We start from the raw sequence: 24,118 nt of genomic DNA on the forward strand, positions 1-24,118 counted from the left end.
GTCTACTTCTGGTCTTTATCCGAAATCACAGTGTATTCAGCAGCAAGGCTTTCACCTTTATTTTGACTGACAGATTGCTGTTGTGCGGTTCTGATCAGTCGCCATGCTCTATATGCTATAAAGCCAAACGGAATTAACAGCGCCACAAAAAATACGGAAAAAACCAGTGTGCCTACGACAGCTCCGGCAATCATGACTGGAATCGCTAAGAACTTGGAAATCTTTGAACGATCATTGACTTCAACTTGATATTCAATCTGCTGCGGGTGCAATGTAGTACCAAGATGAATGGATCGCTTGTAGACTTTGAACATGCAGCTCACCAAAAGCTAAACTATAAAAAAGCACTGTCAGATTGACGGAATAAATAAAAATATGAAGCAAAAAAATGTCGGTGCAACTGTTTGTTAACGGTACAGATACACCGAAATTTTAATTTTACTATCTCCGAAAATAAGACTTTGATCTTCAGATGAAGTTCCTATTACGGAGTAAAAAGATCAACTATTTTTTTACCGACTACAGCTCATAGTCATCATAAGTCTGCAACATTTCTTCCTTCGTGATACCGAGATAACGCAGCGTAGACCTAATGTTGCTGTGATTCAGCACTTTTGCAATCTTTTCTACAGGGACGCCGTCTTTGTACATGGCCATGCCGCGACTCTTACGCATGCTGTGCGTGTTGATCGTCAGTCCGAGCATATCGCCAGCTTCCTTGAAAACATGACTGACTGAGACGCGACTAATCGGGTTACTATTAAATCATGACTCTTGCTTCAATCAGGCGACGCTTTGCAAAAATCAGTAATTCACGTAAAATGTGCAAATTACGTAAATAGGAGGGTTTATGCTAGAGGTTTCTGCTACCGACTTTGTCAAACACTTCGGACAGTATCGCGAACGCGTTCAGCGTGAAGCAATTGCTGTAACCAGTCACGGTAGAACCAGTGGCTTTTTTGTATCTGAAGAAGAATACAAAGAATACTTGCAGCTAAAAGCGAATGCTCGGAAAGCTTATAGCATCAGTGATTTGCCTGCAGACACTATCAACTCGCTGGCAACTTCGGTGATGAGCTCGTCGCACGATCATTTGAACGAGTTGATGGATAGTGATGGCGCTCCCAACTCCTGAGGCTGGACTTGTTATTTCTTACGCTTACCTATGGAGCAATGAGTATAAGCAAGGGAAGCTTGAAGGACTGAAAAACAGACCCTGCGCAATTATATTGGTTGTGCAGAATGAAGAAGGCGGCAAAAAAGTCACTGTTGCCCCTATTACCCATACACCTCCCTCAAATCCAGATGCTGCTATTGAAATACCAATAAAGGTGAAAAATCATCTGGGATTGGATTCCGAACGGTCATGGATCATTTTGAATGATTTTAATGAATTCCTATGGCCCGGCTATGATTTACGCCCGATAGCAGCTATGGATAACAAAGTTGACTATGGTGTTTTACCTCCACTATTTTATACACAAATTGTCAGCAAAATTTTAGAGTTGCGCCAAAAGGCAAAAAGCGTTACACCTCGGGATTAGAGCGGTATCCCAATAAAGAAATGACGAGTTGTATCAAATGCGGACTTTCATGGATTTGCTGACTGCCGATAAATCTAACTGACTTGGTGCCGTTTACGGTTGAATCTGGCGAGTGCTTACGCAATATTTGATTCTGAACACCTGTTTGGAATGTTTGAAACAGGATCGATTAAATGATCTTTTGGCAAATATACAAACCCAAGCATCAGAACGAGATCAGACAATAAATGTAACGTACTGGCCTAAACCAGTACGTTACTTGTGTTTAAAATTTCATCGAGTCGAATTCAGATGGGTAGCCAGGATTGGCTTTCTCGATCTCCAGTTGATAGCGATTAAAGCGTTCACCGGGTTGCTTACCAAAAAACTTAATCAGGATTGCGTCGCCCACTTCAGCCTGTTTTCGTTTCATGCCTTCTTGTAACCAACCACTTAAAAAAGCCGAAGCGAGTTCACCTGTATCAGCGAGTTTCACGGTCACTGTATGTTGCTCGCCGTACACAGGGTGCTCAAAGCTATGGACGCTATTAATAGTGCCCAAAATATCGCCATCTCGTTCAAAGTTCCAGTGCTTGACATTATCGTCCGAGCCTCCATTCCCGTCACCGTTGGCAATTGCTCTTAATCGTGCGAATTTATCTTTTGGATTATTTGTTGTAAAAACCAGCCCAAACCCGCAGTTATTTGCCGAATAGTAAAATCCCCGCACGATCTCCCCCCTGCCTCAAATAGCCTGCTGAAAAATCGTGATGGAGGTTTTTTTTACGAACTCGATTCATCACTAATCAAGCAAAACATCACGGTCAGCGGTATAAAGAGCGGTGTCGTTGAGAGAAGGTATGACGCCACCAAGATTTGACGGTCAACGCTGACGCCATACCCCCAAAACCGTGCCGAAGCACGATCCTCAGTGTGACACATCTGAGGAATAAATCCAGCCCTCATCGGCCTCTTTGTCGATGTGCCGCACCGCCCGCCTTTATCATTGTCACCGTTGTCATGCACAGGTCATCATCTGCTCAGGTTGTGATCGCGGCCAGCGTTATTGCAGCCGCGAATGCGCCGTGTCCGCTCGTTTAGAGTCTCGCAGGCGTGCCGGGAAAAAATATCAGTCTACACGCTCAGGTCGCTTTCATAATGCCGACCGTCAACAACGGTTTCGAGAACGACAGAAACAAAAAGTAACGCATCAGGGTTCCTTACCGGTGACCGCTCATGATGTACTGAAACGTAAGCGCACTGGGCTCAAACAAACCGAGTCCATCGATCTCATGGACGGTGATTTGCGTTGTCACCATTGCGGTGCCGTTTGCGGGCCATTTTTACGCCGGGATTTTGTCCATGCCGGTCGGAATTTACCGTTATTCCGGAATCGATATGCTGGTGAGGGGGGATGATGACCATCAATAAAGACATTGAAGCGAAAATACTGCGTTATCATTTTGTGGAACAGTGGCGAGTCGGCACGATTGCCTCACAGTTGGGCATCCATCATTCCGTTGTTGACCGCGTGTTATCGCAAGCAGGCTTCCCGAAGGTTGAACGCTCGCCGCGGGCATCGATCATCGATCCGTATTTGCCGTTTATCCGGGAGACCTTGGCGCAGTTTCCGACCCTGACGGCCGCCAGGTTGTATGAGATGGTGAAACAACGGGGTTATCCCGGCGGCCCCAGCCAGTTTCGCCAGCGCATCAGTCAACTGCGCCCGCGCCGACAGCCGGAAGCCTATTTGCGCTTAAAAACCTTACCCGGTGAACAAGCCCAAGTCGATTGGGGATTATGCCGAGGAGTAAAACACCTCTGCGCTCATGCCTTGAATAGAAAGCTATGACGCATTCCATGCCTTAAAACACTCGGCATTATTCGTTTTCTTAAAGCGACTTGAGAAATGCAAGTAACGTATCGTCAGGCTGGTAAACGTCGACACTTCCCTCATGTGGTGCAACCTTAGCAAGGATTTTCTCTTTCATGGCTAAATCAGCTTCCAAATAAATCTGTGTCGTTTCAACCGATTCATGACCAAGCCAAAGTGCGATCACTGTGGTGTCGACACCCGCTTGTAGAAGCTCCATGGCCGCCGTATGCCTCAGTACATGAGGCGATATTTGCTTGCTTTTGAGTGACGGACATAGGCTGCTGGCGGTTTCCACATGCTTTTTGAGTAAGTATTCGACACCATCATTGCTTAATCGACTGCCGTTCCGATTAGGAAACACCAACTGCCCATCGCCGGGAGGCAGCCTTGTCAACCAAGCTCGCAATACCGCTGTCGTCTGTTTGGTCAATGGCGTGCAACGTTCTTTTCGGCCTTTGCCGATGACATGAACATACGCCCCCGCATCCAGATGAACATCTTGGCGAGTCAGACCGGTCAATTCCGACAAACGCAACCCGGTTTGCATTGCCAGCAGTAACCAAGCGCGATCACGACAGCCAGACCATGTGTTGCCATCAGGAGAGGCCAGCAAGGCATCGATTTCTGCTCGATTTAGAAAATTAATCTGCCGATGGGTATAGCACTTACTTGGAATGGCCAAGATGCGCTGGATTGGTTCTGACTGGGCGGGCAACTCGAACGCAGCAAACCGAAAAAAAGAGCGGATGGCCGTGAGACGAAGATTGCGACTGCGAGCTGAAATACCTCGGCTTTTCTGAAGATCGTCTAGAAAATCGCAGATCAATGGTGCATCAATATCTTCCCAGGTTAAATTGGAGGGTTCTTTGCCAAGTCGAGTTTTAGAAAATTGTAACAAGAGACGAAAAGTGTCTCGATAGGAACTTATCGTATGCGGGCTTACGTGCTGCTGTTGAGTCAACCTCTGAGTAAAAAAGCGTGTTAGCAAAGTCGGGAAATGGGTGCTGGTTGCCATGATACCTGCTCCCAACGTTGATCTAATCGGGCGGCGGCTATCGCCATCAATTCCGGAAATGCCGAGAGGTACCAATAGGTGTCTCTGATCTCAACGTGACCGAGGTAAGTCGACAGAATAGGAAGTTTCCGCTCTATATTTTCGTTGGCGTGATACCACTGCAATAGAGTGACCACTGCAAATCGGTGACGAAAATCATGCAGATGGGGTTTACGGTTTCTAAGAAGACCGCACAATTTAATCCTTTCCAACAAGCTATTAAATGTATCCCTGACAGTATCGTAACCCAAGCGTTTACCTTTGCAATTGACAAACCAATAGGAAATTTGCTGTCCGGCTACAAACTGTTCTCGGCATAGACGATAATCGGCCAGGACTTCCACCGTGCTGGAATGCAGGGGGATTAGGCGAGACTTACCAAACTTGGTCGAGTCAATGGACAGAATACCCTCTTCCAGATCGACATTATCCAAGGTAAGTCCCAGAGCTTCGCTAATGCGCAGACCGGACACGCTTAACAGGCCAAACAGGCAATAGTAGGTTTTACCCACAAAAGGGCGGCTTGGACAAATTTGTAAGGAAGCTTGCAACAGTTGATGAATATGGTCATCCGAGAAGAAGAACGGTGTAGGCCGTTGATACTGGATGGGTAATAATCCTGTGGGCGGAATTTCTGTACGGGGATCGAACGCGCGACAATAGCTTGCAAAAGCGAACATAGCACAAACGGGCTGACCATCGGCCTTTATGCGCCGATTTTGGCTGGGTTGCCCAAGCGAGCGCATGGTTTGTGGAAATAAAGTCGGCTTGCTGTTGTTCCATAAAGGAAACAAACGATGACAGACTGGCGCCGTCACTACGTAATTTGTATCCCAAGGCACGTCGCAGGGTCAGGTAATCCTGCAATAATGTTCGCAGAGTACTCATGCCGCACCTCCCGGCCAAGGAAGACTGAGTGGACGAAGTGATGTGAAATCAACTTTCGCATAAATGCCGGTTGTTTTTGGGTGCTGATGCCGTAATAGGCTACCGATTTCGTTAAGGGTTGCACCTTGTTTTAACAACTTGACAGCCAATGCATGACGGAACTGATGAGCACCGCGGTGAAGCGTTACAATTTTGGCTCGCGTGAGTGCAGTATTCACAATCGTGCCTATGGTCGCTTCTCCCCCAAGCCCACGGATGGGAGCATGATCCCGCAAGAATAGCGCTCGATCATGGCTTGCCGGCCGGCCGTTCTGCAGGTATTGGACAATTGCTTCGCCAACTTCGGACGGCAGAGGCAAGGACGCGATTTTATGGCCTTTGCCGACCACACGGATGCTTCCCGATTCCCAATTGATGCTATCCAGTGTCAACGAAACAATTTCGCCTGCGCGCAGGCCTAAATGCACCAACAACATCAGAATGGCATAATCTCTTTTCCCGATGGAGGTATCGCGAGGGCAATGCGCCAAAACGGCTTGAATATGTTCGGGGGCGATTGCTCTGGGAATTCCGCTCATCGACCAGTTCGGCACCTTTGGAACGGCGGCAGCCAGATTGGAATAAATAGCACCGCGATATCGGAGGTAGCACAGAAACGATCGTAAGGCAGTTGTTGCGGATTTCGCTACGGAGGAACTTTGCCGTAACGCCTCGCGTTTGATAAATCCGATGACATCCTGAGCACAAATAGAAGCAAAATCCAAAGGCTCATTCCCAAAACGTTCGAACAGAAATCGCTCGATAACCGGGCTATATTTGATGATTGATTTTTCGGATAGCTCCCGTTCTTCCCGCAAATAGTGAGCGTATGTCTTTACGGCTTGTTGAATGGGCGTCAACTTCTCGGGTGCGGTTGATTTCCGTACCACCTCCAACTGGCACAGGAAATCCATAAACCGGTTCACAGCGGCCTTTTCCCCGGATTTCACAGCGCTCTTTAAAGCATGCGCCTTAAAAAAACTAGAGACATGCGCTTCGTTTAGAAAGTTTATCGTGATGGCTTTTTTCTGGAGCCATTTGCTGAAATAGGCCACCGCACGAATTTGCCGACCGATCAAATGGCGTTTGAAGCCCTGTTCATCCAGTCGTGTTGCGAAGGAATCAAGGTAAGGCACCAACGGACCTTCCGGCTCATGCAATAAGTTCCACAATCTATCATTTTCTATAATCTCTTTCATTTTGACTCTCCTTTCAATTTACAGGCTTATGGAAGGAGTCATACTATGCCGAGTCGTAGAACCGAGATATCTGCGCGGGCAAGCCTACTCTACATTTTCTCGGCATAGTCCGGAACTCCGCATAGTGGGGACACTTTGGTTCGATTCAAATCGGCAAAGCCAAACGACCGTTAATGGCGTTTGTGATGGTGTTGAGTTGGTCGCGGCACATCTATTTGCAGTTTTACCTCTCTCAACAAATGGAGAACTTTCTACGCGGCCATGTGGCGGCGTTCGAAGCCTGGAACGGTTTACCCAAGGTGCTGCTCTATGACAATCTCAAGTCGGCCGTGCTGGAACGCCAAGGCGACGCCATCCGTTTTCATCCCACGTTACTGGCCTTATCCGCGCATTATCGCTTTGAGCCACGCCCGGTCGCTGTCGCGCGCGGCAATGAAAAAGGCCGTGTGGAGCGGGCGATTCGTTATATCCGGGATAACTTTTTTGCCGCGCGGCATTTTCAAACACTCGACGAGCTGAATCAACAGGCCGATCAATGGTGTCAAGGCGTTAGCGGCGAGCGGCGCTGCCCGGAACATACCGAGCTGACGGTGCAGGAGGCTTTTCATCAGGAACAGCCGAGTTTGCTCACTCTGCCGGACAACCCGTTTGATACCCGTGAAAGGACACAGGTCTCGGCCCGAAAGACGCCTTATATCCGCTTTGACTGGAATGATTACTCGATTCCGCATCAGCACGTACAAAAACCGCTGACGGTGATCGCCGATCTTAAGCGGCTATGCATCCTGGATGGCGAACAGGTGATTGCCGAACATCGACGCAGTTTCGATAAGGCTAAGCAAATCGAAGATGAAAGCCATATCAATTCCTTATGGCTGCAAAAAACCAACGCCAAGCAGCACCGGGGGCAAGACCGCTTAAGCGCCGCTTCCGCGCATACTCCTCTCTTCCTACAGCAGTCCATCCAACGGGGCCATGTGTTAAAAACTACGGTCCGGTTACTCAATCAGCTATTGGATGACTATGGCCGGGACGAATGGCACAGCGCGCTCGAAGAAGCGCTCAAACAGCAATCGCCCTACCCGCAAGCGGTGCAGCAAATCCTGGAACGCCGGCGTGATGAAAAACGGCAGCCGCCGCCCCTGGCCGTCGCGGTGCCCGATAAAGTCAAGCCGTACCACATCAAAGCGGTCAACCTGGCTGAGTATGACCAACTCAATACCAGTCACGAGGACGGCCCCGTCAATGACAGCGAACAAGAGCAGGAGAAGGAGCAAAAGAAAGCGTCAGAGCAAGAGCCAGAACCAAAGAACGCTATAACAACGATAAAAAGGGGGGAAAACCATGATTGATGCCGAACAACTCAAGCAACAAGCGATTGAGCTCAAGCTTCATGGTGTGCAGGCGCATTGGCATGAACTGACGCCAGCACAGTATCCCTGGCTGGAAACCCTATTAAACTGGGAACGGCAAGAGCGAAAACAACGTTCACTGGAGCGCCGTTTAAGCCACGCCAAACTGGGGCGCTTTAAACCCTTAACCGAATTTGATTGGCAGTGGCCGGATAAAATCGATCAACACGCCATACACGCGTTAATGCAATTGGATTTTTTAACCGGGGCCAATAATATCATCCTACTGGGCGGAAACGGCGTGGGCAAATCAACCCTGGCGCAAAACCTGGGCTATCAAGCGGTGATGCACGGCCATACCGTCTTGTTCACAACGACCGCCAACATGCTCAATGACCTGGCCGCCCTGGACAGTGACAACGCCCTGCGGCGAAGAATCAAGCACTACGCCAAACCGGCTTTGTTAATCATCGATGAAGTCGGCTATCTCTCCTACAGCAACCGCCACGCGGATCTGCTGTTTGAAATCGTCAATCAACGATATGAACAACGTTCAACGCTGGTCACCACCAATCGACCGTTCGCCGAATGGAACGAAGTCTTTCCCAATGCCGCTTGTGTCGTCTCCCTGATTGACCGGCTGGTTCATCATAGTGAAATCATCGCGATCGAGGGAAAATCGTATCGCATGAAAGAGGCCAAAGAACAGGCGACGGAACGACGCAGCAGACAACAAGGGGGCGCCAAATGAAAATACTGAAAATCACTACCCATTGGACACCGGAAGAGGCCGATTGCGTCTATCAGTTCCTCGATGATTTGAAAGAAGCCATTTGGCAACGTTATGGTGAGGATATCCTGGACATGTACAAAACAATACAGGATGAACAACAGGCGGAACATGAGGAGTGCGATTTCAATGATGAGATCCCGTTTTAGCAGGTCGTTTTTTTAATGCTTTTAAAATGTGCCGTCCGCCGTTATTTTTGGTATTTATCCTGCGGCAAATAGTTGCGGGTTTAGGTCGGCGTTAACAGTACTTGAAGGAAACAATAAACCGTTCCCGATTTCCCGATACTTTTTTAGTTCGTCCATAGTCACGCTCGGAATGGGCGTGTGTCGTGGCGCTCCGTTTTTGGTATCGGACAAGAGAGCCAAGCCATTATCAAAGTCGATATCTTTCCAGCGCAATCCCTCCAGTTCGCCCTTTCGCATGCCAGTGGTTAAGGCCATCACGACCTTCAGATAAAACTTGCCGCCAATGTTTTTTGCCGCTTTGAGTAAGCGAGGTTTTTCCTCATCGGATAAATATCTGACAATTTTATTATCGACCCTTAATGAACGGACACGTTTGCAGGGGTTTTCCTCGATGTATTGCTCCAAGACACTGTCATCCTCCTGTTGCAATGTCGCATAGTCCAGAATCGCTGAAAGAACGGCGAGGTGTTTATTGTACGTTGCCGGAGCTAATGATTTTTTTGCCTTGAGAGCGCCCCGAATAAGTTCCGGTGTGATATCTGAAAGCAGGATTTTGCCTAAGCTTTGCTCCCACCATAAAACAAGACGTGCACGATCATGATCCTTGCCTGTCCACCATTGCATATATTCATCGGCTAATCGACTGAAAGTCACTGCACAGGGCGTAATGCCTTTAGCCTCGTTTTCCTGATGATCTAAGATAGTTCTGGTTCCCCATGTCTTAGCATCGGCTTTACGTCTAAAGGTTTTGGATTTGATATCTTTACCAGATTTGGTAATGATTGCGCGATAACGTGTATCGCCATTTTTAAGAATGATTTTGCGGATGTGGAAATTTAGCATCTGTGCTTCCTCTTTAAAGAGAAAAAACAAGACTACTGTAGTCGCCTGTTTAGTACACAGTTACTAAAGTTTAAAATCCTTTTAAACCTTTGATTCCTGAAAGGAAATTTGGTGGGTCGTGTGCGATTCGAACGCACGACCATCGCATTAAAAGTGCTATATTAATTTTTAAGTCATTGATTTGATTTAACTAAAACAAATGGCTCTCACGTTGCTTTGTCTATTTGTGCACATCCTTGCATATCCAATTTACCCAGATTTTACCCACCATTGAGATCGAACTGAACAAATGACCGAAAGCTTTTTTCCTTCCCGTTCTGACCTGAAGGAAATATATAGCCAAGGTCAACTCTCCGGTAAACATCAATCCTGCTTACCACGTTAATAATAACAAATCAATACCCGATTGCAATTAAGCAACCGGTCATTGGCCTTTCAGTACAAATTTGTAATTTTATTGCTGCTTTCATTTCGAAGCAGTTATTCAACAATACTGAAAGGACAAAAAATGAACCTTCAATCTATCGACAAGAATCAAACTTCAGGGTCAAGTACTTACGGGCAATCCTCATCGTTCAGGCCAGTTCAAGCGGCATCTGATAAATTTTTTCAGAATATATTCGGTAATACACGCCTCGTCGTAATATTCTTGGGGAAATAGTTATGTACGAAAAACAAGTAGACCGTAGCTATGGTGAGAAAATTGAAAAATTCAACAGTATATACGATCTCCATTTACTGCTTAGAGGTGCGAGATTCGTGGAAGACATCAATGCAGTAAAATTTGAGTTTATAGATCGTATCCTATATTCGCTTTATTACGATTCTAATAGTGTGAGACTCGACGTCCAATTGAACTGCCAAAATGGTTTAATTGACATCTACATTTCCAATGGCGTTGTGCTTGAAAATTCGTTTGACGTTTACGTTTATTTCTACCACGCTGGAAATGCAACAAATGCACTTAATTGGGAATATGATCAGCGAATTAATATAGCTCAACCACAAATTCGGCAACTACCTTCTCAATATCAGCAAAGTCAACAGTGTCAAGGGTGGCCTTACCAACCACCGCCACCTCCTACACCTCCTACTTTTCAAGGCTATCCAAAACCGACTTTGGATATTGATTTTGTTTTGGATAATTCGATACCAAAGCAATATTTAAAGCTGGAAGATTGTCTTCACGATAAAGATTCGTTGTCTTGTAAATTACCTCAATATATTAGCCACAAAACGGACATCTCTAACGGCACAAATATTATGCTGACTTTGAGTGTATTTAGTGGACTGACCAGTAAACGCTTCAAATGTTCTTATAAAGATGGACGTACTGTTTCTATTGGTTTGTATGCAGTTTTGGAGCAAAGTTCTGGTACAAGTAAATCACTCGCCCTTTCAATACTACTTGAACCGTTCAAAAATATGATCGAATCAAAGATTTCTGAAATCAAATCGAGCATTCAAGAACAAGAAAAGAAATTAGACAAATTGAACGAATCGCTTGCGGGATGCACAACGAAAGAAGACAGGGCATACAACAAGAAACAGATAGCAGAAACGAAGAATTTGGTTAAAAAGCTCTATAAAAAGCTTAATAGATTGCAAAACTTGATGTCTATAACCACTGCCACGTCTGCAGCATTGGATGCGATGTTAACCACTACTGGTGGATTCTTTTTTGTTGCCACGTCAGAACAAGGATTTTTTAATTCAATTTTAGGGCTGCGTAATGGCTCCAAATACAATAATGATGATTTGCTTCTTAATGGACGCGAAGGTGGTGACGTGAACAATAAGCATCTTAATCGTAAATCCTACAGTGGTCCAGTCCGTGGCGCTATCGCCTGCTTTGCTCAAGAGGGTCTAATTGGGAAATTATTAGCCGCTAGTTGCGAAACTGGTTTAGCTGAACGATTTTTTATGATTAGCGAGCCATCATCCATAGGTTACCGCGACAGAATTACCGACAAAATAAATGGTAACCATATTCTTGAACAGTACGCAAAAAGGTGTGAGTTTTTTAAAATCTATATCGATGACGAAAACGCATTAAGTCACGATTTGCTAATTACTTTGAGGATATCTGACGACGGTTGGCGACATATTGCAAACTTCGAACAGGAATTAGAATATAAGATGCGGCCTGGCGCTGAATTTTCGCATCCCATATTGCAGCGAGTAATCGGAAAAACCAAAATGCAGGTAATGGGTATTGCTGCGAATTTGTATCTACTTCATACAGAAAATCCGCCTACCAGTGCATCGGATGATCCATTCATACCCGATGAGTTTGTTGTAATAGCAATTAAAATTTTCAACCAGCTCATAATCGGCGTGAGAGGTTATTGTGAACGCAAAGGACTAATCAGTGACGTGCCGCAACTGAACGCTGTCTACAACGTATTTATTGGCAAGAGCGAGAACGCAGCATTCACACAACAAGAACTTAAAAAACGGTTGCATCAAGTTAAACCTTTTAAGGACATGGAACAGCCCAGGAAGGCCATTCAGCAGGCGCTTGATTATCTTGTCCAACACCACATACTCCTGATAGACGCCAACGGTAATTATTTTAAAAACCCTGTCAAATATGACCCTAATTGCCGGTAAAAAAATGACATTGCATCAGCAAAAATGCCAAAAAACCTAGGTAACCTAGGTAAAACTGCGTTTTATAAAAAACGGCGTTAAAAATTCTTCCCTTTCGCTAGGGTCCGTTTGGCCTTTCTAGGAGCAGCGGCTTAATCGCTTTGGCTGCCTAGCCAATCTCGGCAGCAGAGCGACTCATTCCGGCGAACTTAGCCTAATGAGCCGCACATAGCAACCCATTATTACTTTTCAAAACATGCTGAATATAGACCCCAATAAATTCATTTCAAATCTTGAATCCAAGATTGCCCTCGACGGATACTATTGCCTGATTGATGTGAAGCTGATCGATCCGAATCCTGATCAACCACGCCGCCTTTTTTCCGAAGAATCATTGGAGAGTCTCGTAGAGTCAATCCGAGAAAAAGGCTTACTTCAACCCATCAATGTTCAAAAAAATGCGGACCGTTTTCAACTCATCGCAGGCGAACGGCGATGGCGAGCTTATCGTATTTTGAATAAGCAACATATCGAAGCGATAGTGAGGACAGTAGATGACCAGAGCCGAGCGATTTATGCCTTGGCAGAAAATATAGCCCGAGAAGATTTAACCGATTATGAAATTGGTAAAGCGATTCGCAGCATTGAGGATAATTACCCAAACAAAAAAGTCCTCGCCGCAATTATTGGCATAAATCGCACCGATATGTACCGCTATTTGGCTTTCGACAGCCTACCCGATTTCATCTTAAACGACCTGAATCATGACCCAAAATTACTATCCCGTTCTGCCGCAGAACAGATTAAAACATTATTAGTTGCTCATCAAAATTCCAGCGTAGCGCTTGCATCTTTAGAAACAGCGTGGGAGTGGCTCAAGGCTGGCAAGCTCCAGCAAACCCATATTACTCGGTTTATTATTAAAGCACTCAAGGAAGTCTATGGGCTAAATCAAGCTGCCACTGAAAACGTACTTCTGAATGAAAATGGCAGCCAGCTTGGACGAGTAAACCAGACAGAAAACTACTGGACAGTTCATTTGAATGTTGCCGGGGTTAATGAGCATCAACGGGAACAAATTCTTAATTTCATCCGGAAACTCCTCAATGAACAATCCGGAAGTGTCGCAAGTTGAGACACCATTCGAGTGATTCATTCCATTAGTGATGCATGAAGGTGTAGCTACGTTCTTATAGCGTATTCATTCTGGTTGTAAGACGGGTGACGATACTCAAGTTAAAAACAAAAGCTTGTATATACTATGGACCTGCACTAACTCGGTATAAAAAACGGATTTTATTTTTGCTAGCGCTCAAGTATCTGATGAGTATTATTCTCAAAGAACGTTAGGGATTTTTAAGGCAAGATAGTTTTGTATTATATATTATTAATTAATAGCCACTTTCATGCTCTTATTAACCCACATATCTCTACGTCTTAAACCCCCTCTCGATACCCATTGATCTACTCATACATCCAACTGAAGCAGACTTAGCACTCTCTCATACTATTACTAGTTTTTAGGAAAGATGGATTGCTCAAACAATCCATCGAATCAATATCAAGCCAGCGCAGGTTCATAACTAAATCATTCATCTAAGAGGTTTTATTATGAACTCATTAAGCAACCAACTCTTCCAAATAGAACACGTCACTCAAACCATCATCAATCAACCAAAAGATCCACTCTACATCGTCACAGATCAGGGTAATGGGATACTTCAAGTGAAGCCTACAGAACTTGCGGTCGCTATCGAACAAACGGTTGAACAGTGTTTGTTCGAGGTATTGAAACAATTCCCAATACACGACTTTCATCCCTATGTGAGTATTTTCGTTAAGACTGCACTGGATTGTAATCTACCCGCCGCGATTGAACAGCATCGATCATTGGGAAAACAGAGCGATCTCTATCAGGTCAATGTCTACAACAGAGTGATGTCAGATCTTATCACACGTATGAAAACGAGTGTTAACCAGATTCTTGGAATGGCGGGGAGTGTTGAGTTTAAAAAACTGATCTATAACGCTCATCGTTCAGCAAAGAAAAATCATAACGGCATGATCCGTTACATCGATTCGTTATTTGAGCATTACTCACGCTTGCAAGTGATACGGTTAGACTTACACTATCACGAAGGTCATGCTATACAAAGTCACAGCGATATTTCAACCAGATACTGGCAAGCAAAACATGACCTAAAGCATCTGTTAAACAACGCCAAGATGAACAGTCTGTTTGATCCTATGGTCGGTTATATATGGTCGCTGGAATATGGACCAGAAAGAGGTTTTCATTATCATGTCTTCTTCTTTTTCGATGGATCTAAGGTCAGAGACGATGTGTATCTGGCGAGGGAGATTGGTCAATATTGGGAATCCCTTACGAAATCGTGTGGTAGTTACTGGAACTGTAACCACCATAAGTATGCGTATTCTCAATGCGGTATTGGTGCGATTCATTACAGTGATGTTGAAAAAATCAACTATCTGAAACAAGCGGCTTCCTACTTGGTTAAAGTCGATCATTATGTTCGTATGCTGACCCCTGATAACGGAAGAACCTTCGGTCGTGGTGAGATTCGACCGCCTAAAACCGATCATATAGGAAGACCTAGATCCGCGTAAGTAGTGGCTTTTGGATCACCGTTGGCAGCATTCATCTTATGGGTGCCAACGGTGCTTCTGAATTACTAAAAAGATCGGACATCGACCAATACAGCAATCCTCTATACACCGTCATTGATTAAGAAAAGAGTGTGGTACAAGTAAGGCTTATGCCTTAATAGACGCACTCTACACCACCGTGAGGGATTATTAATGTCCACTTCTGAATCCATACATCAATGCTTTCTTTAAAAACTTAGGGCTGGTTTTTAGAACATCAACTCGCTCTTTGCTCGACATGATCGGTTGTTAGTATTAAGAGTTGATTTTGCTTATCATATGGGAAACACCATCACCAAGGACTCGGAAATCTTGAGCAAATATCGGGAAGCTAACGATGACTTTCGGCATTTCCTTAACAACAGCAGATCCAATGCCTTATTCAAGCACTTGAAAGGTTACGTGTGGAAGCTGGAGTATAGTTCGGAACGTCAAAGAACTGTGAAATCCAAGACTCCCCGGAAACAGGAAGGTCAGGAAGAGAAGCAAATTATTCAGTTGTTTGAATGTAAGCCTTGGAAGTGAAGACATCAAGTCGGCGGTTTCTGGCATTTGGAAGCAAAGTGTTGATATTGATCTTTCTACACATCGATTATTATTGGATATAGCTATCCCTCGCCGGCAATTATCGTTGTCTCATTGAAACAGGAACCGAAAGGGATTTTACCTATCATTGAACTAAATCCCAGGAGCTAACAAAATTGTCAAAACCCTGGGCACCGGCTAACATTGAAATTTATTCGCACAATTAGGATCCGGCAACGATAAAGCCGGCTATGCCGATGTCATCAGCGAAGCGTTAAAGCGCCTGAAAATCGACATAGCCCCGCCCGACACCAAAAATATGGTCCGGTATGGCCTACTCTATCTGAACAACGTGGGTGAAAATGAACGACGATAAGCGCGAAGTGATAGTCACCGACATTCAAATGCCGTTTATGTCGATGGTGTTTTTCATGGTCAAATGGGCGATTGCCTCGATACCGGCGATTATCATTCTGGTCTTTATCGGCTCATTCGTTTCAACATTTCTCGCCGCGTTGATGCGCTGACCGATGCTAACCCCACAGGAGCGGGATTTTATCGAGAAACGACGACGCCTTACGCGGTACTGGCCAATTGGCGCCGGCTTGCTGTTGGCGTCTTTGGCGGCTCTTTCCATTTGGCTATGGAACTACTCGCCTTATCTGGCCAACCCTTATTACGTCATTGATCGCCTGGAGTCCGGCAAGACCGATGCCGGCATGATGGAAATGTCGGCAGTGCTCTTGCCGAGGATGACGCTGACAGTTATTGTCTTGCTCGGGCTTGCGGTCGTGATGGGCTTCGCCAGTTTCGCCAACGAAAAGAAATACCAGGCTATCATTAGTAAACTGATGAACGACAAATGACTGACCCAATTATCCACAAAATCTGTGGATAACCTTGTCATTAACTCGTCATATTGGCTTTACAAGCCATGAATAATAAGGGGTGACGTGTTTTGACCAAAAATTGGACAACGCTTTTGGATCATAGTTTTGAGCCCCCGATGATAGTCGGGGAGGCCATCGAGCGACTGATGGAAATACTGAGCGGCGAGGAAAAGCTGATGATTGCGATGATGCCGGAAGACGAACTCATCGATCTGAACTTCGGCCTTGGCTTGGCGATCCGGAATGCGTTCGGCCTGCACGAATCCGGGAGCAAATTGTTGTCTTCGTGCGGCGCTACTCACCCGGTTGATGCATCGGGGGTGATTATTTTGGAGTTATGGCGAGCGTTACAAGCATGAGTAAATCAACAATTGACTACGCTAATGCCACAAAGCTAGTGGTGTTGCTTCATGGCTTTATGGGTACTGCCGAAAGCATGAAGCATGTTAAGAATGTGGTGACAGAAAGTTACGGCATCAGCAACGCAAACTTTTTTATACCGGAATTGCCACTTAGACAGTGGTCATGTACCGACCCGATAGATGTATGTAATCAATTGCTCGAACAGATCGACGCTTTATGGGCGGCTCGAATTGAAAAATACGGCAATGCTTACGACAGTATCGTTATTGTTGGCCATAGTTTTGGCGCATTGCTGGGTAGGAAGCTGTATGTCTACGCTTGTGGAGAAACAGACAATGCCCCATTCGAGCCCGGTATCAAGCAAAAAACCGCTCGCCCTTGGGCAGCTAACGTGGAAAGGATTGTTTTGCTGGCTGGCATGAATCGAGGCTGGAGTATATCGCATCATATGTCGCTGACTAAGGCCCTTCTTTATAGCATAGGAGTAGGTTTAAGCGGCTTTTGGTTTAAAGTTCCCATCATCATGCGTATCCGGCGCGGTTCGCCGTTTGTGACTAATCTTCGTATTCAGTGGCTAAGCATGAGACACGCAGCAGAACGCAGAGGTGTCGGCAACGCTTTGACAGTTCAGCTATTAGGATCTATCGATGATTTGGTCAGCCCCGAAGATAATATAGACTTGGTTAGTGGACGAGACTTTATTTATCTTGATGTGACTAAAACCAACCACAGCAATATTATCGAGATGGATGACAGCCAGGAAGCAAAAGACCGCAAGTACAAATTTCGCGCCGCGCTGTTAGGCAGTGAACATATCTTGAAACAAGACTACAATCAGTTGCCACAAGATGAGAATTTATTGGGGAAACGCGAAGATGTCACCGATTTGATTTTTGTTATTCACGGCATACGCGATCCGGGCTACTGGACGCATAAGATCGCTCGTCGGGTTAAGCAACGAGGCAAAAAACATCAGCGTATTTTCGAAACTGAAACTTCCAGCTACGGTTATTTCCCAATGCTGTCTTTTCTATTTCCTTGGCGGCGGCGTGAGAAAGTTGAATGGTTGATGGACCAATATGCGGAGGGTTTAGCACAATACCCAAATGCACACTTTTCCTATGTAGGCCACAGCCATGGCACGTATTTATTAACAAAGGCACTGAAGGAATACCCTTGCTGCCAATTCAAACATGTGGTTTTGGCTGGCAGTGTAGTTAGAACCGATTACGCTTGGGCGGAACTTCTCACGCAAGGTAGGGTGAAAAAGGTACTGAACTACGTCGCATCTGGTGACTGGGTGGTTGCTTGCTTTCCTAACGCTATGCAGATGCTAAATTGGCAGGACTTGGGCGGGGCTGGTCATAGAGGCTTTCAATCTGGTCAGGTCAACCAAATTCAATATGTTAAAGGCGCTCATAGTGCAGCATTGCACGAGGATAACTGGGATGCAATTGCCGATTTTGTGATTGAAGGGAAACCCGTCGATCCGCCTGGGTCAATCAAACAAAACACCCCGTCTTTTTTGATCAGCGCTATCGGCAAAGTCGCACCATTACTATGGTTAGGCATAATCTACCTGCTGTATCTAACCGGGCGTCAATTTTGGCCTGACTTAAGTGCGCAGCAATGGCGTGATGTGGTTCTGAGCGCGTTGTATGTAGCCGGTATTTTGATAGTTTTGACCAAGGTTTAGCGACTAAAACCGTAACTGGATGAGACGGTCCGGAATGCGTTTGGACTGCACGAATCCGGGAGCGAATTGCTGGCTTCGTGCGGCATGTCTCACCCGGTTGATGCATCGGATGTGATAATTCTAAATTTGTGGAGAAGACTGCAGGATGACGACTAACAAAGGGACGCTGGTTCGATGGCTTGATGACAAGGGGTTCGGTTTTATAAAACAAGATAATGGCGACCCGGATATTTTCATCCACATTTCGGCATTAAAGGGCATGAGCCGAAAGCCTGTCATTGGCGATGTCATTCATTACCGGATCGGCTTTGACAAAAGCGGCAAGACCCGCGCGATCGATGCCAAAATCGAAGGCGTCAGCCAGGCTTTGACCTTGGCCGCATTTGAAGAACGTAAGATTTCCAAGCCTTCCTTGTCCAGAGTAAAGCCGCACAGAACGCCGGCGAACTTCAGCAAGCCGCAAAAGCGCTTCAACCCATTCCCTATACTTATTGTCATCGGGATTGCTGCCGTTGCCTACAAGGAAGCTTCAAAGCGTCATGACTTCTCAGTGCCGGCAGAACCTATTCCCATTGAATACGAATCCCTGGAAAACGATCCCGTCGAATACCAACGGGAGGCGGATACTCAACGGTTCCAATGCCAGGGTAAGGAGCATTGCTCCCAAATGACTTCATACGAAGAAGCGTACTTTTACCTCCATAATTGCCCGAATACTCAAATGGATGGTGATGGAGACGGCATTCCTTGCGAACGACAATTTAACCGATAATCAAATTATTGATGCAGATATTATGAAAAGAAAGACCCGGAATATTTTTATGGCTTATGTTTTACTTTCGACCTCGTCGCTTGCATATGCAGAAGAATCCTTCTTGAAAGAGCTGGGCGGTCTCATTGGCAAGTTCGGTACCGGAGTTGGCGAAGAAATCGGCAGCAGCATGGCCAAGCAACAACCGCACTGGATTACGATCGAGCCCGGCAGTAAGGAGGAATGCATCGCCAAGGCCGGCGGCGTTCTGAACAACACTTACATGCGTTGCCGCAATGGCCGCCAAGAATTTGTCCGTTTTGACGCTAACGGCAATAAGGTTGTTCTTAACGAACGCCCGATACCGACAAATTGATACAGAAAAAAATCGCGAAATGAGAACATTCAATAGTTTTTCCACCGATTTGCATTTTTCAACAGCCTGTTAATAAGCACCTATTGGTGGCTGATTCCCTTACTGCTCATGCTCGCCTTCTTGAAATCGCCATTGATGAAAGGCGTGTTGGGGGAATTCCAAGTTAACTTGGCGGCCAACTTCTTTCTCGACAAAATGTCTACCAGTCTACCGGCTATACCGGCTATTTAAGAACGTGTCCCTGACGACCGAAGAAGGCACCACGTAGATCGATCGCGTCATCGTATCCCGTTATGGCGTATTCGTCATCGAAACAAAGAACATGAAAGGCTGGATATTCGGGAGCCCTCAGCAAAAAACTTGGACCCAAAAGATTTACCGGCATACCAGCAAATTCCAGAATCCTCTGCATCAAAATTACAAACACACTCAGACGCTGCAATCGGCGCTAGCGCTCGATCCTGGTAAAGTGTTTTCAGTGGTTGTCATTGTCGGCGACAGCACATTTAAAACGCCGATGCAGGACAATGTGGTCTATTCAGATGGCTATATTCGGTTTATCAAAAGCAAAAAGCAACCAGTTATAAGCGATAGTCAGGTTATGGCAATCTGCGACAAGATTGAATCCGGCCGGCTTAAACCATCGCTCAAAACGCACAGGGAGCATGTGAAGCATGTAAGAACAATCGTCGAGGAAAAGCAGCGCTCGATTGATGGAAAGTCATGCCCCAAATGCGGCAAACCAATGGTGCTAGGGACTACACGAAACGGCGAAAATCAGGGCAAGCAGTTTTGGGGATGTTCCGGATTCCCAAAATGCAGAACAGTTAGGCAAATATCATGAATACTGATTAACTCTTACCAACTACTTTTAGTTTTGTATTATGATCGAAGTAGCGCGGCCCCTACTTTTTTCTGCATTCCACTAATTCATAGTGCTTGATCATTCCGCCATAGTCTCATTTTTACTTTAATGTTCCTTTCAACTACAATTTCATGATCTAAATTCAAAACTTTCAACCCTTATTCCATGGCTATTGCTAATCAAATCAAAGCTTTGCTCAAATCGCACGTCGATGGCGACGAGGCTATGTTTTTGTCGATCGCCATGCAAATGGCCGCACAAGAAGCTAAAAAGGGACATGGCAACCTTGCCAAAGAGATACGCGAACTAATCGATAGTGCAAAGGTAAAAACTCGACTCTCTGAATCCAAAACCATCCCGCTAGCCAAGCCTAAAGGCGAACTTAGCCAGTTACTGAACGTTTCCTACCCTCAGCTAAGATTGGCGGACATGGTGCTTTCGGAAAACATTCAGACCAAATTAGATCGTTTAATCAAAGAGCATAAACACGTCCAACGCTTACGTGCTCATGGTTTGGCTCCGCGTAAAAAGCTGTTGCTAGTTGGCCCACCAGGTACAGGTAAAACCATGACGGCTTTGGTATTGGCGGGTGAGCTGGGATTGCCACTTTTCATTGTGCGACTCGAAAGCCTGATGACCAAATATATGGGTGAAACTGCCGCAAAATTGCGCCTGATCTTCGACGCAATCGAGCAGACTCGCGGGGTCTATCTGTTTGATGAATTCGACAGCATTGGCTCACAACGAGGTAGCCCCAACGACATTGGCGAAGTCCGCCGAGTATTAAATAGCTTTTTACAGATGATAGAGCAGGACAGTTCCGATAGTTTGCTGATTGCTGCAACGAACCACCATGAACTTTTGGATCACGCTTTATTCCGCCGCTTTGACGATCTAATCGAATATGAATTGCCAACGAAACAAGAGATCGTTGCTGCCCTAAAATCCAAATTGGCCGCTTTTAAAACCACTCGCATTCTTTGGGCTAAAGCAGCAGAAGCAGCAAATACATTGAGTTTTGGTGACATCAACCGCGTCTGCGAAGATGCAATTAAAGATGTCATCATTCATAATAAGGATGCCGTTACCCATACCGACATAATGCACTCGATCAAAGAACGGCAACTTGTTCGACAAAAACAAAACAGCCGATAAATGTCCGACCAAAGCAGGGAACACCTTCCGCATTTACTGATAAGAGATTCGGTAACCACCGAAAGTTACTCCCGTCCAACACAAGGAATGGGCGGCGCTGGTTTACGAACACCACCAAGAGATCGTCAGGCCCACTCTCAACAACTGATTGAGCAAATTCAGCACATTCAGTCTCAAGAATCCGGCATCATCGAACAACAAAAGGCATTCGGTTTGGATGTCGGTAATGGTCTTTATCTGGCCTTTGAAAGCGAACCGGATTTCGAACTTAAGTTTGCCAGCCTGGAATTTCAGCGAAGCGGGATTGAGCTTTGTAACGTAAAACTTGTTGATGGCAAAACCATCGCCACCGTTTTCGTACCGGAAGGTAAGCTTGCCCATTTTCTAACCAAAATCGCCCAATACCAGTCTGAAAACACAAATAAAAACCAACCCAAAAATAGAGAGTTGGTTGAAAGCATTAGTGCGATCAAGCTTGCCGCAATCGATGCGCTTTGGACAGATGAGCCCGAATTGATGCCGGATGCAGGGCAAGCGATTTGGTGGGAAGTTTGGCTAAGACATTCGGAAAGATACGATTGTGAAGCTTTTGTTCGCGAGCATGCTCCGCAGCTCAATCTCAGGGTAAGTTCCGAGTCGATTCGCTTTCTCGACAGAACCATTATTCTGGTTTTCGGTACACGCGAACAGATTAGCCATTCAATCCATTTGTTAGGTGCAATTGCCGAGCTCAGAAAAGCCAAAGATACCGCCGATTTTTTCACCGGTATGAGTCGACAAGACCAGCGAGCTTGGATGGAACAAACCTTACAAAATCTAACGCCACCGTCCGACACTGCACCGTCGGTTTGTATTTTAGATACCGGTATCAATCATGAGCACCCGCTATTGCAGCCCGTCGCAGAAACGACCGACATGCATGCCTATATTCCCGGTTGGGGTACCGATGATCGAAACGGCCATGGCACCAATATGGCGGGCGTATCGATCTATGGCGACTTAACTGAGGCACTGGCTAATCCATTGCCGATACAACTCACTCATCGATTGGAATCAGTCAAAATCACGCCCAATCCTGATTTTCATAATGACAAAAAACTATACGGTGCCATCACCCGTGACAGCATAGGCAAAGTGGAAATTACAGCCGCAGATCGGCAGCGCGTGTTTTGCATGGCTGTATCCACTACAGATGATAGAGATCGTGGTCGCCCCTCATCGTGGTCTGCAACTATTGATGCCATTTCCTCAGGTGCGGAAGATGAGCAACAGCGATTGATTATTTTGTCGGCGGGCAATACTGATCCACAACACAGACACCTATATCCAAACAATAACCTGACCGATGAAGTACACGATCCAGGTCAATCCTGGAATGCGCTTACGGTAGGTGGCTATACTGAAAAAGTCTGGCTAGACACAGCGGCGAATCCTGATTGGTCCCCACTTGCGCCAATAGGCGGTTTGGCACCGGCCAGTTGCACGTCAATGGAATGGCAAAAGACATGGCCAATCAAACCGGACATTGTCATGGAAGCAGGTAATATGGCCACTAATCCAGCACACATTGAAGCCGACTACATCGACGATGCCTTGCAATTGCTCAGCACTGGCCATCAATTTGTGTTGGGTAAACAATTGGTATCGTTTGGCGATACCAGTGCTGCGGCAGCCTTGGCAGCAAATCTGGCAGCAAGAGTACAAGCCTTATACCCAGACTATTGGCCGGAAACCATCAGGGCACTATTGATTCATTCTGCCTTCTGGACGCCAGCCATGAAAGCTGTGTTCGAACCTTTCACCACTAAGGAAAAATACCGGCAACTCTTGCGTTATTGCGGATATGGTGTACCCGATGAAGACACACTATTTTGGAGCGCTCGTAACGAACTTACTCTTGTCGCTCAAGACGTGATTCATCCATATACCAAGGAAGGCAGTAACGTTAAAACCCGTGACATCAATTTACACACCTTGCCTTGGCCAACCGATGATCTGCGCAACTTACCCCCGAATACCCAAGTTGAAATGAAGGTGACCTTATCTTATTTCATTGAACCTAACCCAGGGGAACGCGGCTGGGTCAATAAATACCGCTATGCATCACACGGTCTGCGCTTCGATGTGCGTCGTCCATTAGAGACACTTACAGATTTCAAACAACGCATCAATCAAAAAGCCAGAGACGAAGAACATGCCTACAACGGCGCTACGCCCGATAGCGGCCAGTGGCTGTTAGGTGAAAAATTGCGCAGTCTGGGTTCTGTTCACTCTGATACCTGGACAGGCCAAGCTGCTGAACTTGCCGAGCGAGGTTATATTGCCGTTTCTCCAGTGCTGGGTTGGTGGAAAGAGCGAGCGAATTTGGAGCGTTGGGGAAAGTCGGCCCGTTATGCCTTGATCGTTAGCATTAAAACGCCGAGTGTGGAGACGGATATTTACACTCCGATAGCAAATCAAATTCAGCTCTCAGTAATGGTTTAATG

25 protein-coding genes and 1 pseudogene are annotated in these 24,118 nt (G+C 45.9%); 19 read left to right on the plus strand and 7 right to left on the minus strand.

Features of this window, described 5'->3' with window-relative positions:
• Positions 1 to 2 precede the first annotated feature (2 nt).
• Both ACINK7_RS16660 and ACINK7_RS16665 read right to left on the minus strand, forming a co-directional pair.
• A complete protein-coding gene (locus ACINK7_RS16660; protein ID WP_404356973.1) occupies positions 3 to 314 on the minus strand; it encodes a hypothetical protein in 312 nt (103 codons plus the stop codon).
• Between the two features lie 205 nt (positions 315 to 519).
• The gene (locus ACINK7_RS16665) at positions 520 to 750 is read right to left on the minus strand and encodes a tyrosine-type recombinase/integrase (RefSeq protein WP_404361469.1); all 231 of its coding nucleotides are present in this window, start codon (positions 748 to 750) and stop codon (positions 520 to 522) included.
• Between the two features lie 100 nt (positions 751 to 850).
• Here ACINK7_RS16665 and ACINK7_RS16670 point away from each other — a divergent pair, with 100 nt between their 5' ends.
• On the plus strand, positions 851 to 1,135 hold the full coding sequence (locus ACINK7_RS16670; RefSeq protein ID WP_404356974.1) for a type II toxin-antitoxin system Phd/YefM family antitoxin: 285 nt from the start codon (positions 851 to 853) through the stop codon (positions 1,133 to 1,135).
• On the plus strand, positions 1,116 to 1,544 hold the full coding sequence (locus ACINK7_RS16675) for a growth inhibitor PemK (protein ID WP_404356976.1): 429 nt from the start codon (positions 1,116 to 1,118) through the stop codon (positions 1,542 to 1,544). The genes ACINK7_RS16670 and ACINK7_RS16675 overlap by 20 nt, the downstream gene beginning before the upstream one ends.
• Before the next feature lie 265 nt (positions 1,545 to 1,809).
• Here the strand turns inward: ACINK7_RS16675 and ACINK7_RS16680 are convergent, their stop codons facing one another.
• Positions 1,810 to 2,253 (minus strand): hypothetical protein, encoded by a 444-nt coding sequence (locus ACINK7_RS16680; RefSeq protein WP_404356978.1) that lies wholly within the window; start codon positions 2,251 to 2,253, stop codon positions 1,810 to 1,812.
• A gap of 684 nt (positions 2,254 to 2,937) precedes the next feature.
• Between ACINK7_RS16680 and ACINK7_RS16685 the strand changes: the two genes are divergently transcribed.
• On the plus strand, positions 2,938 to 3,375 hold the full coding sequence (locus ACINK7_RS16685) for a hypothetical protein (RefSeq protein WP_404356980.1): 438 nt from the start codon (positions 2,938 to 2,940) through the stop codon (positions 3,373 to 3,375).
• Positions 3,376 to 3,415: 40 nt separating this feature from the next.
• Here ACINK7_RS16685 and ACINK7_RS16690 read toward each other — a convergent pair whose 3' ends face one another.
• The 3 genes from ACINK7_RS16690 to ACINK7_RS16700 all read right to left on the minus strand — a co-directional run bounded on the left by ACINK7_RS16690 (position 3,416) and on the right by ACINK7_RS16700 (position 6,579).
• The gene (locus ACINK7_RS16690) at positions 3,416 to 4,414 is read right to left on the minus strand and encodes a site-specific integrase (RefSeq protein WP_404356982.1); all 999 of its coding nucleotides are present in this window, start codon (positions 4,412 to 4,414) and stop codon (positions 3,416 to 3,418) included.
• Positions 4,381 to 4,965, minus strand: a complete 585-nt coding sequence (locus ACINK7_RS16695) for a tyrosine-type recombinase/integrase (RefSeq protein ID WP_404356984.1) — start codon at positions 4,963 to 4,965, stop codon at positions 4,381 to 4,383. The genes ACINK7_RS16690 and ACINK7_RS16695 overlap by 34 nt, the downstream gene beginning before the upstream one ends.
• Positions 4,966 to 5,337: 372 nt before the next feature.
• Complete coding sequence (locus tag ACINK7_RS16700) at positions 5,338 to 6,579, minus strand: site-specific integrase (protein ID WP_404356985.1); 1,242 nt, start codon at positions 6,577 to 6,579, stop codon at positions 5,338 to 5,340.
• A gap of 140 nt (positions 6,580 to 6,719) precedes the next feature.
• Between ACINK7_RS16700 and istA the strand changes: the two are divergent.
• The 4 genes and pseudogenes from istA to ACINK7_RS16720 all read left to right on the plus strand — a co-directional run.
• Positions 6,720 to 7,208 (plus strand): annotated as a pseudogene (istA, locus tag ACINK7_RS16705) (IS21 family transposase); the annotation flags it as partial.
• Positions 7,203 to 7,931, plus strand: a complete 729-nt coding sequence (locus ACINK7_RS16710; protein WP_404361470.1) for a Mu transposase domain-containing protein — start codon at positions 7,203 to 7,205, stop codon at positions 7,929 to 7,931. The pseudogene istA and the gene ACINK7_RS16710, both read left to right, overlap by 6 nt.
• Complete coding sequence (gene istB, locus ACINK7_RS16715) at positions 7,924 to 8,682, plus strand: IS21-like element helper ATPase IstB (RefSeq protein ID WP_404356987.1); 759 nt, start codon at positions 7,924 to 7,926, stop codon at positions 8,680 to 8,682. Before ACINK7_RS16710 ends, istB begins: the two co-directional genes overlap by 8 nt.
• On the plus strand, positions 8,679 to 8,870 hold the full coding sequence (locus ACINK7_RS16720) for a hypothetical protein (RefSeq protein ID WP_304898736.1): 192 nt from the start codon (positions 8,679 to 8,681) through the stop codon (positions 8,868 to 8,870). The genes istB and ACINK7_RS16720 overlap by 4 nt, the downstream gene beginning before the upstream one ends.
• A gap of 54 nt (positions 8,871 to 8,924) precedes the next feature.
• Here ACINK7_RS16720 and ACINK7_RS16725 read toward each other — a convergent pair whose 3' ends face one another.
• On the minus strand, positions 8,925 to 9,782 hold the full coding sequence (locus tag ACINK7_RS16725; protein ID WP_404356989.1) for a tyrosine-type recombinase/integrase: 858 nt from the start codon (positions 9,780 to 9,782) through the stop codon (positions 8,925 to 8,927).
• 633 nt (positions 9,783 to 10,415) lie between these two features.
• Here ACINK7_RS16725 and ACINK7_RS16730 point away from each other — a divergent pair.
• The 12 genes from ACINK7_RS16730 to ACINK7_RS16785 all read left to right on the plus strand — a co-directional run bounded on the left by ACINK7_RS16730 (position 10,416) and on the right by ACINK7_RS16785 (position 24,116).
• A complete protein-coding gene (locus tag ACINK7_RS16730) occupies positions 10,416 to 12,365 on the plus strand; it encodes a DUF3987 domain-containing protein (protein WP_404356990.1) in 1,950 nt (649 codons plus the stop codon).
• Between the two features lie 235 nt (positions 12,366 to 12,600).
• On the plus strand, positions 12,601 to 13,479 hold the full coding sequence (locus tag ACINK7_RS16735; protein WP_404356992.1) for a ParB/RepB/Spo0J family partition protein: 879 nt from the start codon (positions 12,601 to 12,603) through the stop codon (positions 13,477 to 13,479).
• Positions 13,480 to 13,955: 476 nt separating this feature from the next.
• Positions 13,956 to 14,972: an inovirus-type Gp2 protein gene (locus ACINK7_RS16740; protein ID WP_404356993.1), complete on the plus strand. Its 1,017-nt coding sequence runs from the start codon at positions 13,956 to 13,958 to the stop codon at positions 14,970 to 14,972.
• Positions 14,973 to 15,898: 926 nt separating this feature from the next.
• Positions 15,899 to 16,063 (plus strand): hypothetical protein, encoded by a 165-nt coding sequence (locus tag ACINK7_RS16745; protein ID WP_404356995.1) that lies wholly within the window; start codon positions 15,899 to 15,901, stop codon positions 16,061 to 16,063.
• A gap of 3 nt (positions 16,064 to 16,066) precedes the next feature.
• A complete protein-coding gene (locus ACINK7_RS16750; protein ID WP_404356996.1) occupies positions 16,067 to 16,402 on the plus strand; it encodes a hypothetical protein in 336 nt (111 codons plus the stop codon).
• Between the two features lie 92 nt (positions 16,403 to 16,494).
• Positions 16,495 to 16,785 (plus strand): DUF6794 domain-containing protein, encoded by a 291-nt coding sequence (locus tag ACINK7_RS16755; RefSeq protein WP_404356998.1) that lies wholly within the window; start codon positions 16,495 to 16,497, stop codon positions 16,783 to 16,785.
• Positions 16,782 to 18,485: an esterase/lipase family protein gene (locus ACINK7_RS16760; RefSeq protein ID WP_404357000.1), complete on the plus strand. Its 1,704-nt coding sequence runs from the start codon at positions 16,782 to 16,784 to the stop codon at positions 18,483 to 18,485. Before ACINK7_RS16755 ends, ACINK7_RS16760 begins: the two co-directional genes overlap by 4 nt.
• Positions 18,486 to 18,630: 145 nt before the next feature.
• Positions 18,631 to 19,257: a cold shock domain-containing protein gene (locus ACINK7_RS16765; protein WP_404357002.1), complete on the plus strand. Its 627-nt coding sequence runs from the start codon at positions 18,631 to 18,633 to the stop codon at positions 19,255 to 19,257.
• Between the two features lie 22 nt (positions 19,258 to 19,279).
• A complete protein-coding gene (locus tag ACINK7_RS16770; protein ID WP_404357004.1) occupies positions 19,280 to 19,612 on the plus strand; it encodes a hypothetical protein in 333 nt (110 codons plus the stop codon).
• Positions 19,613 to 19,934: 322 nt separating this feature from the next.
• The gene (locus tag ACINK7_RS16775) at positions 19,935 to 20,456 is read left to right on the plus strand and encodes an NERD domain-containing protein (protein ID WP_404357006.1); all 522 of its coding nucleotides are present in this window, start codon (positions 19,935 to 19,937) and stop codon (positions 20,454 to 20,456) included.
• 186 nt (positions 20,457 to 20,642) lie between these two features.
• The gene (locus ACINK7_RS16780; protein ID WP_404357008.1) at positions 20,643 to 21,632 is read left to right on the plus strand and encodes an AAA family ATPase; all 990 of its coding nucleotides are present in this window, start codon (positions 20,643 to 20,645) and stop codon (positions 21,630 to 21,632) included.
• Positions 21,633 to 24,116: a S8 family peptidase gene (locus ACINK7_RS16785; RefSeq protein WP_404357009.1), complete on the plus strand. Its 2,484-nt coding sequence runs from the start codon at positions 21,633 to 21,635 to the stop codon at positions 24,114 to 24,116. It begins immediately after the preceding gene.
• Positions 24,117 to 24,118: the final 2 nt, after the last annotated feature.

It is taken from the genome of Methylotuvimicrobium sp. KM1 (assembly GCF_044788715.1).
Taxonomy (GTDB): domain Bacteria; phylum Pseudomonadota; class Gammaproteobacteria; order Methylococcales; family Methylomonadaceae; genus Methylotuvimicrobium.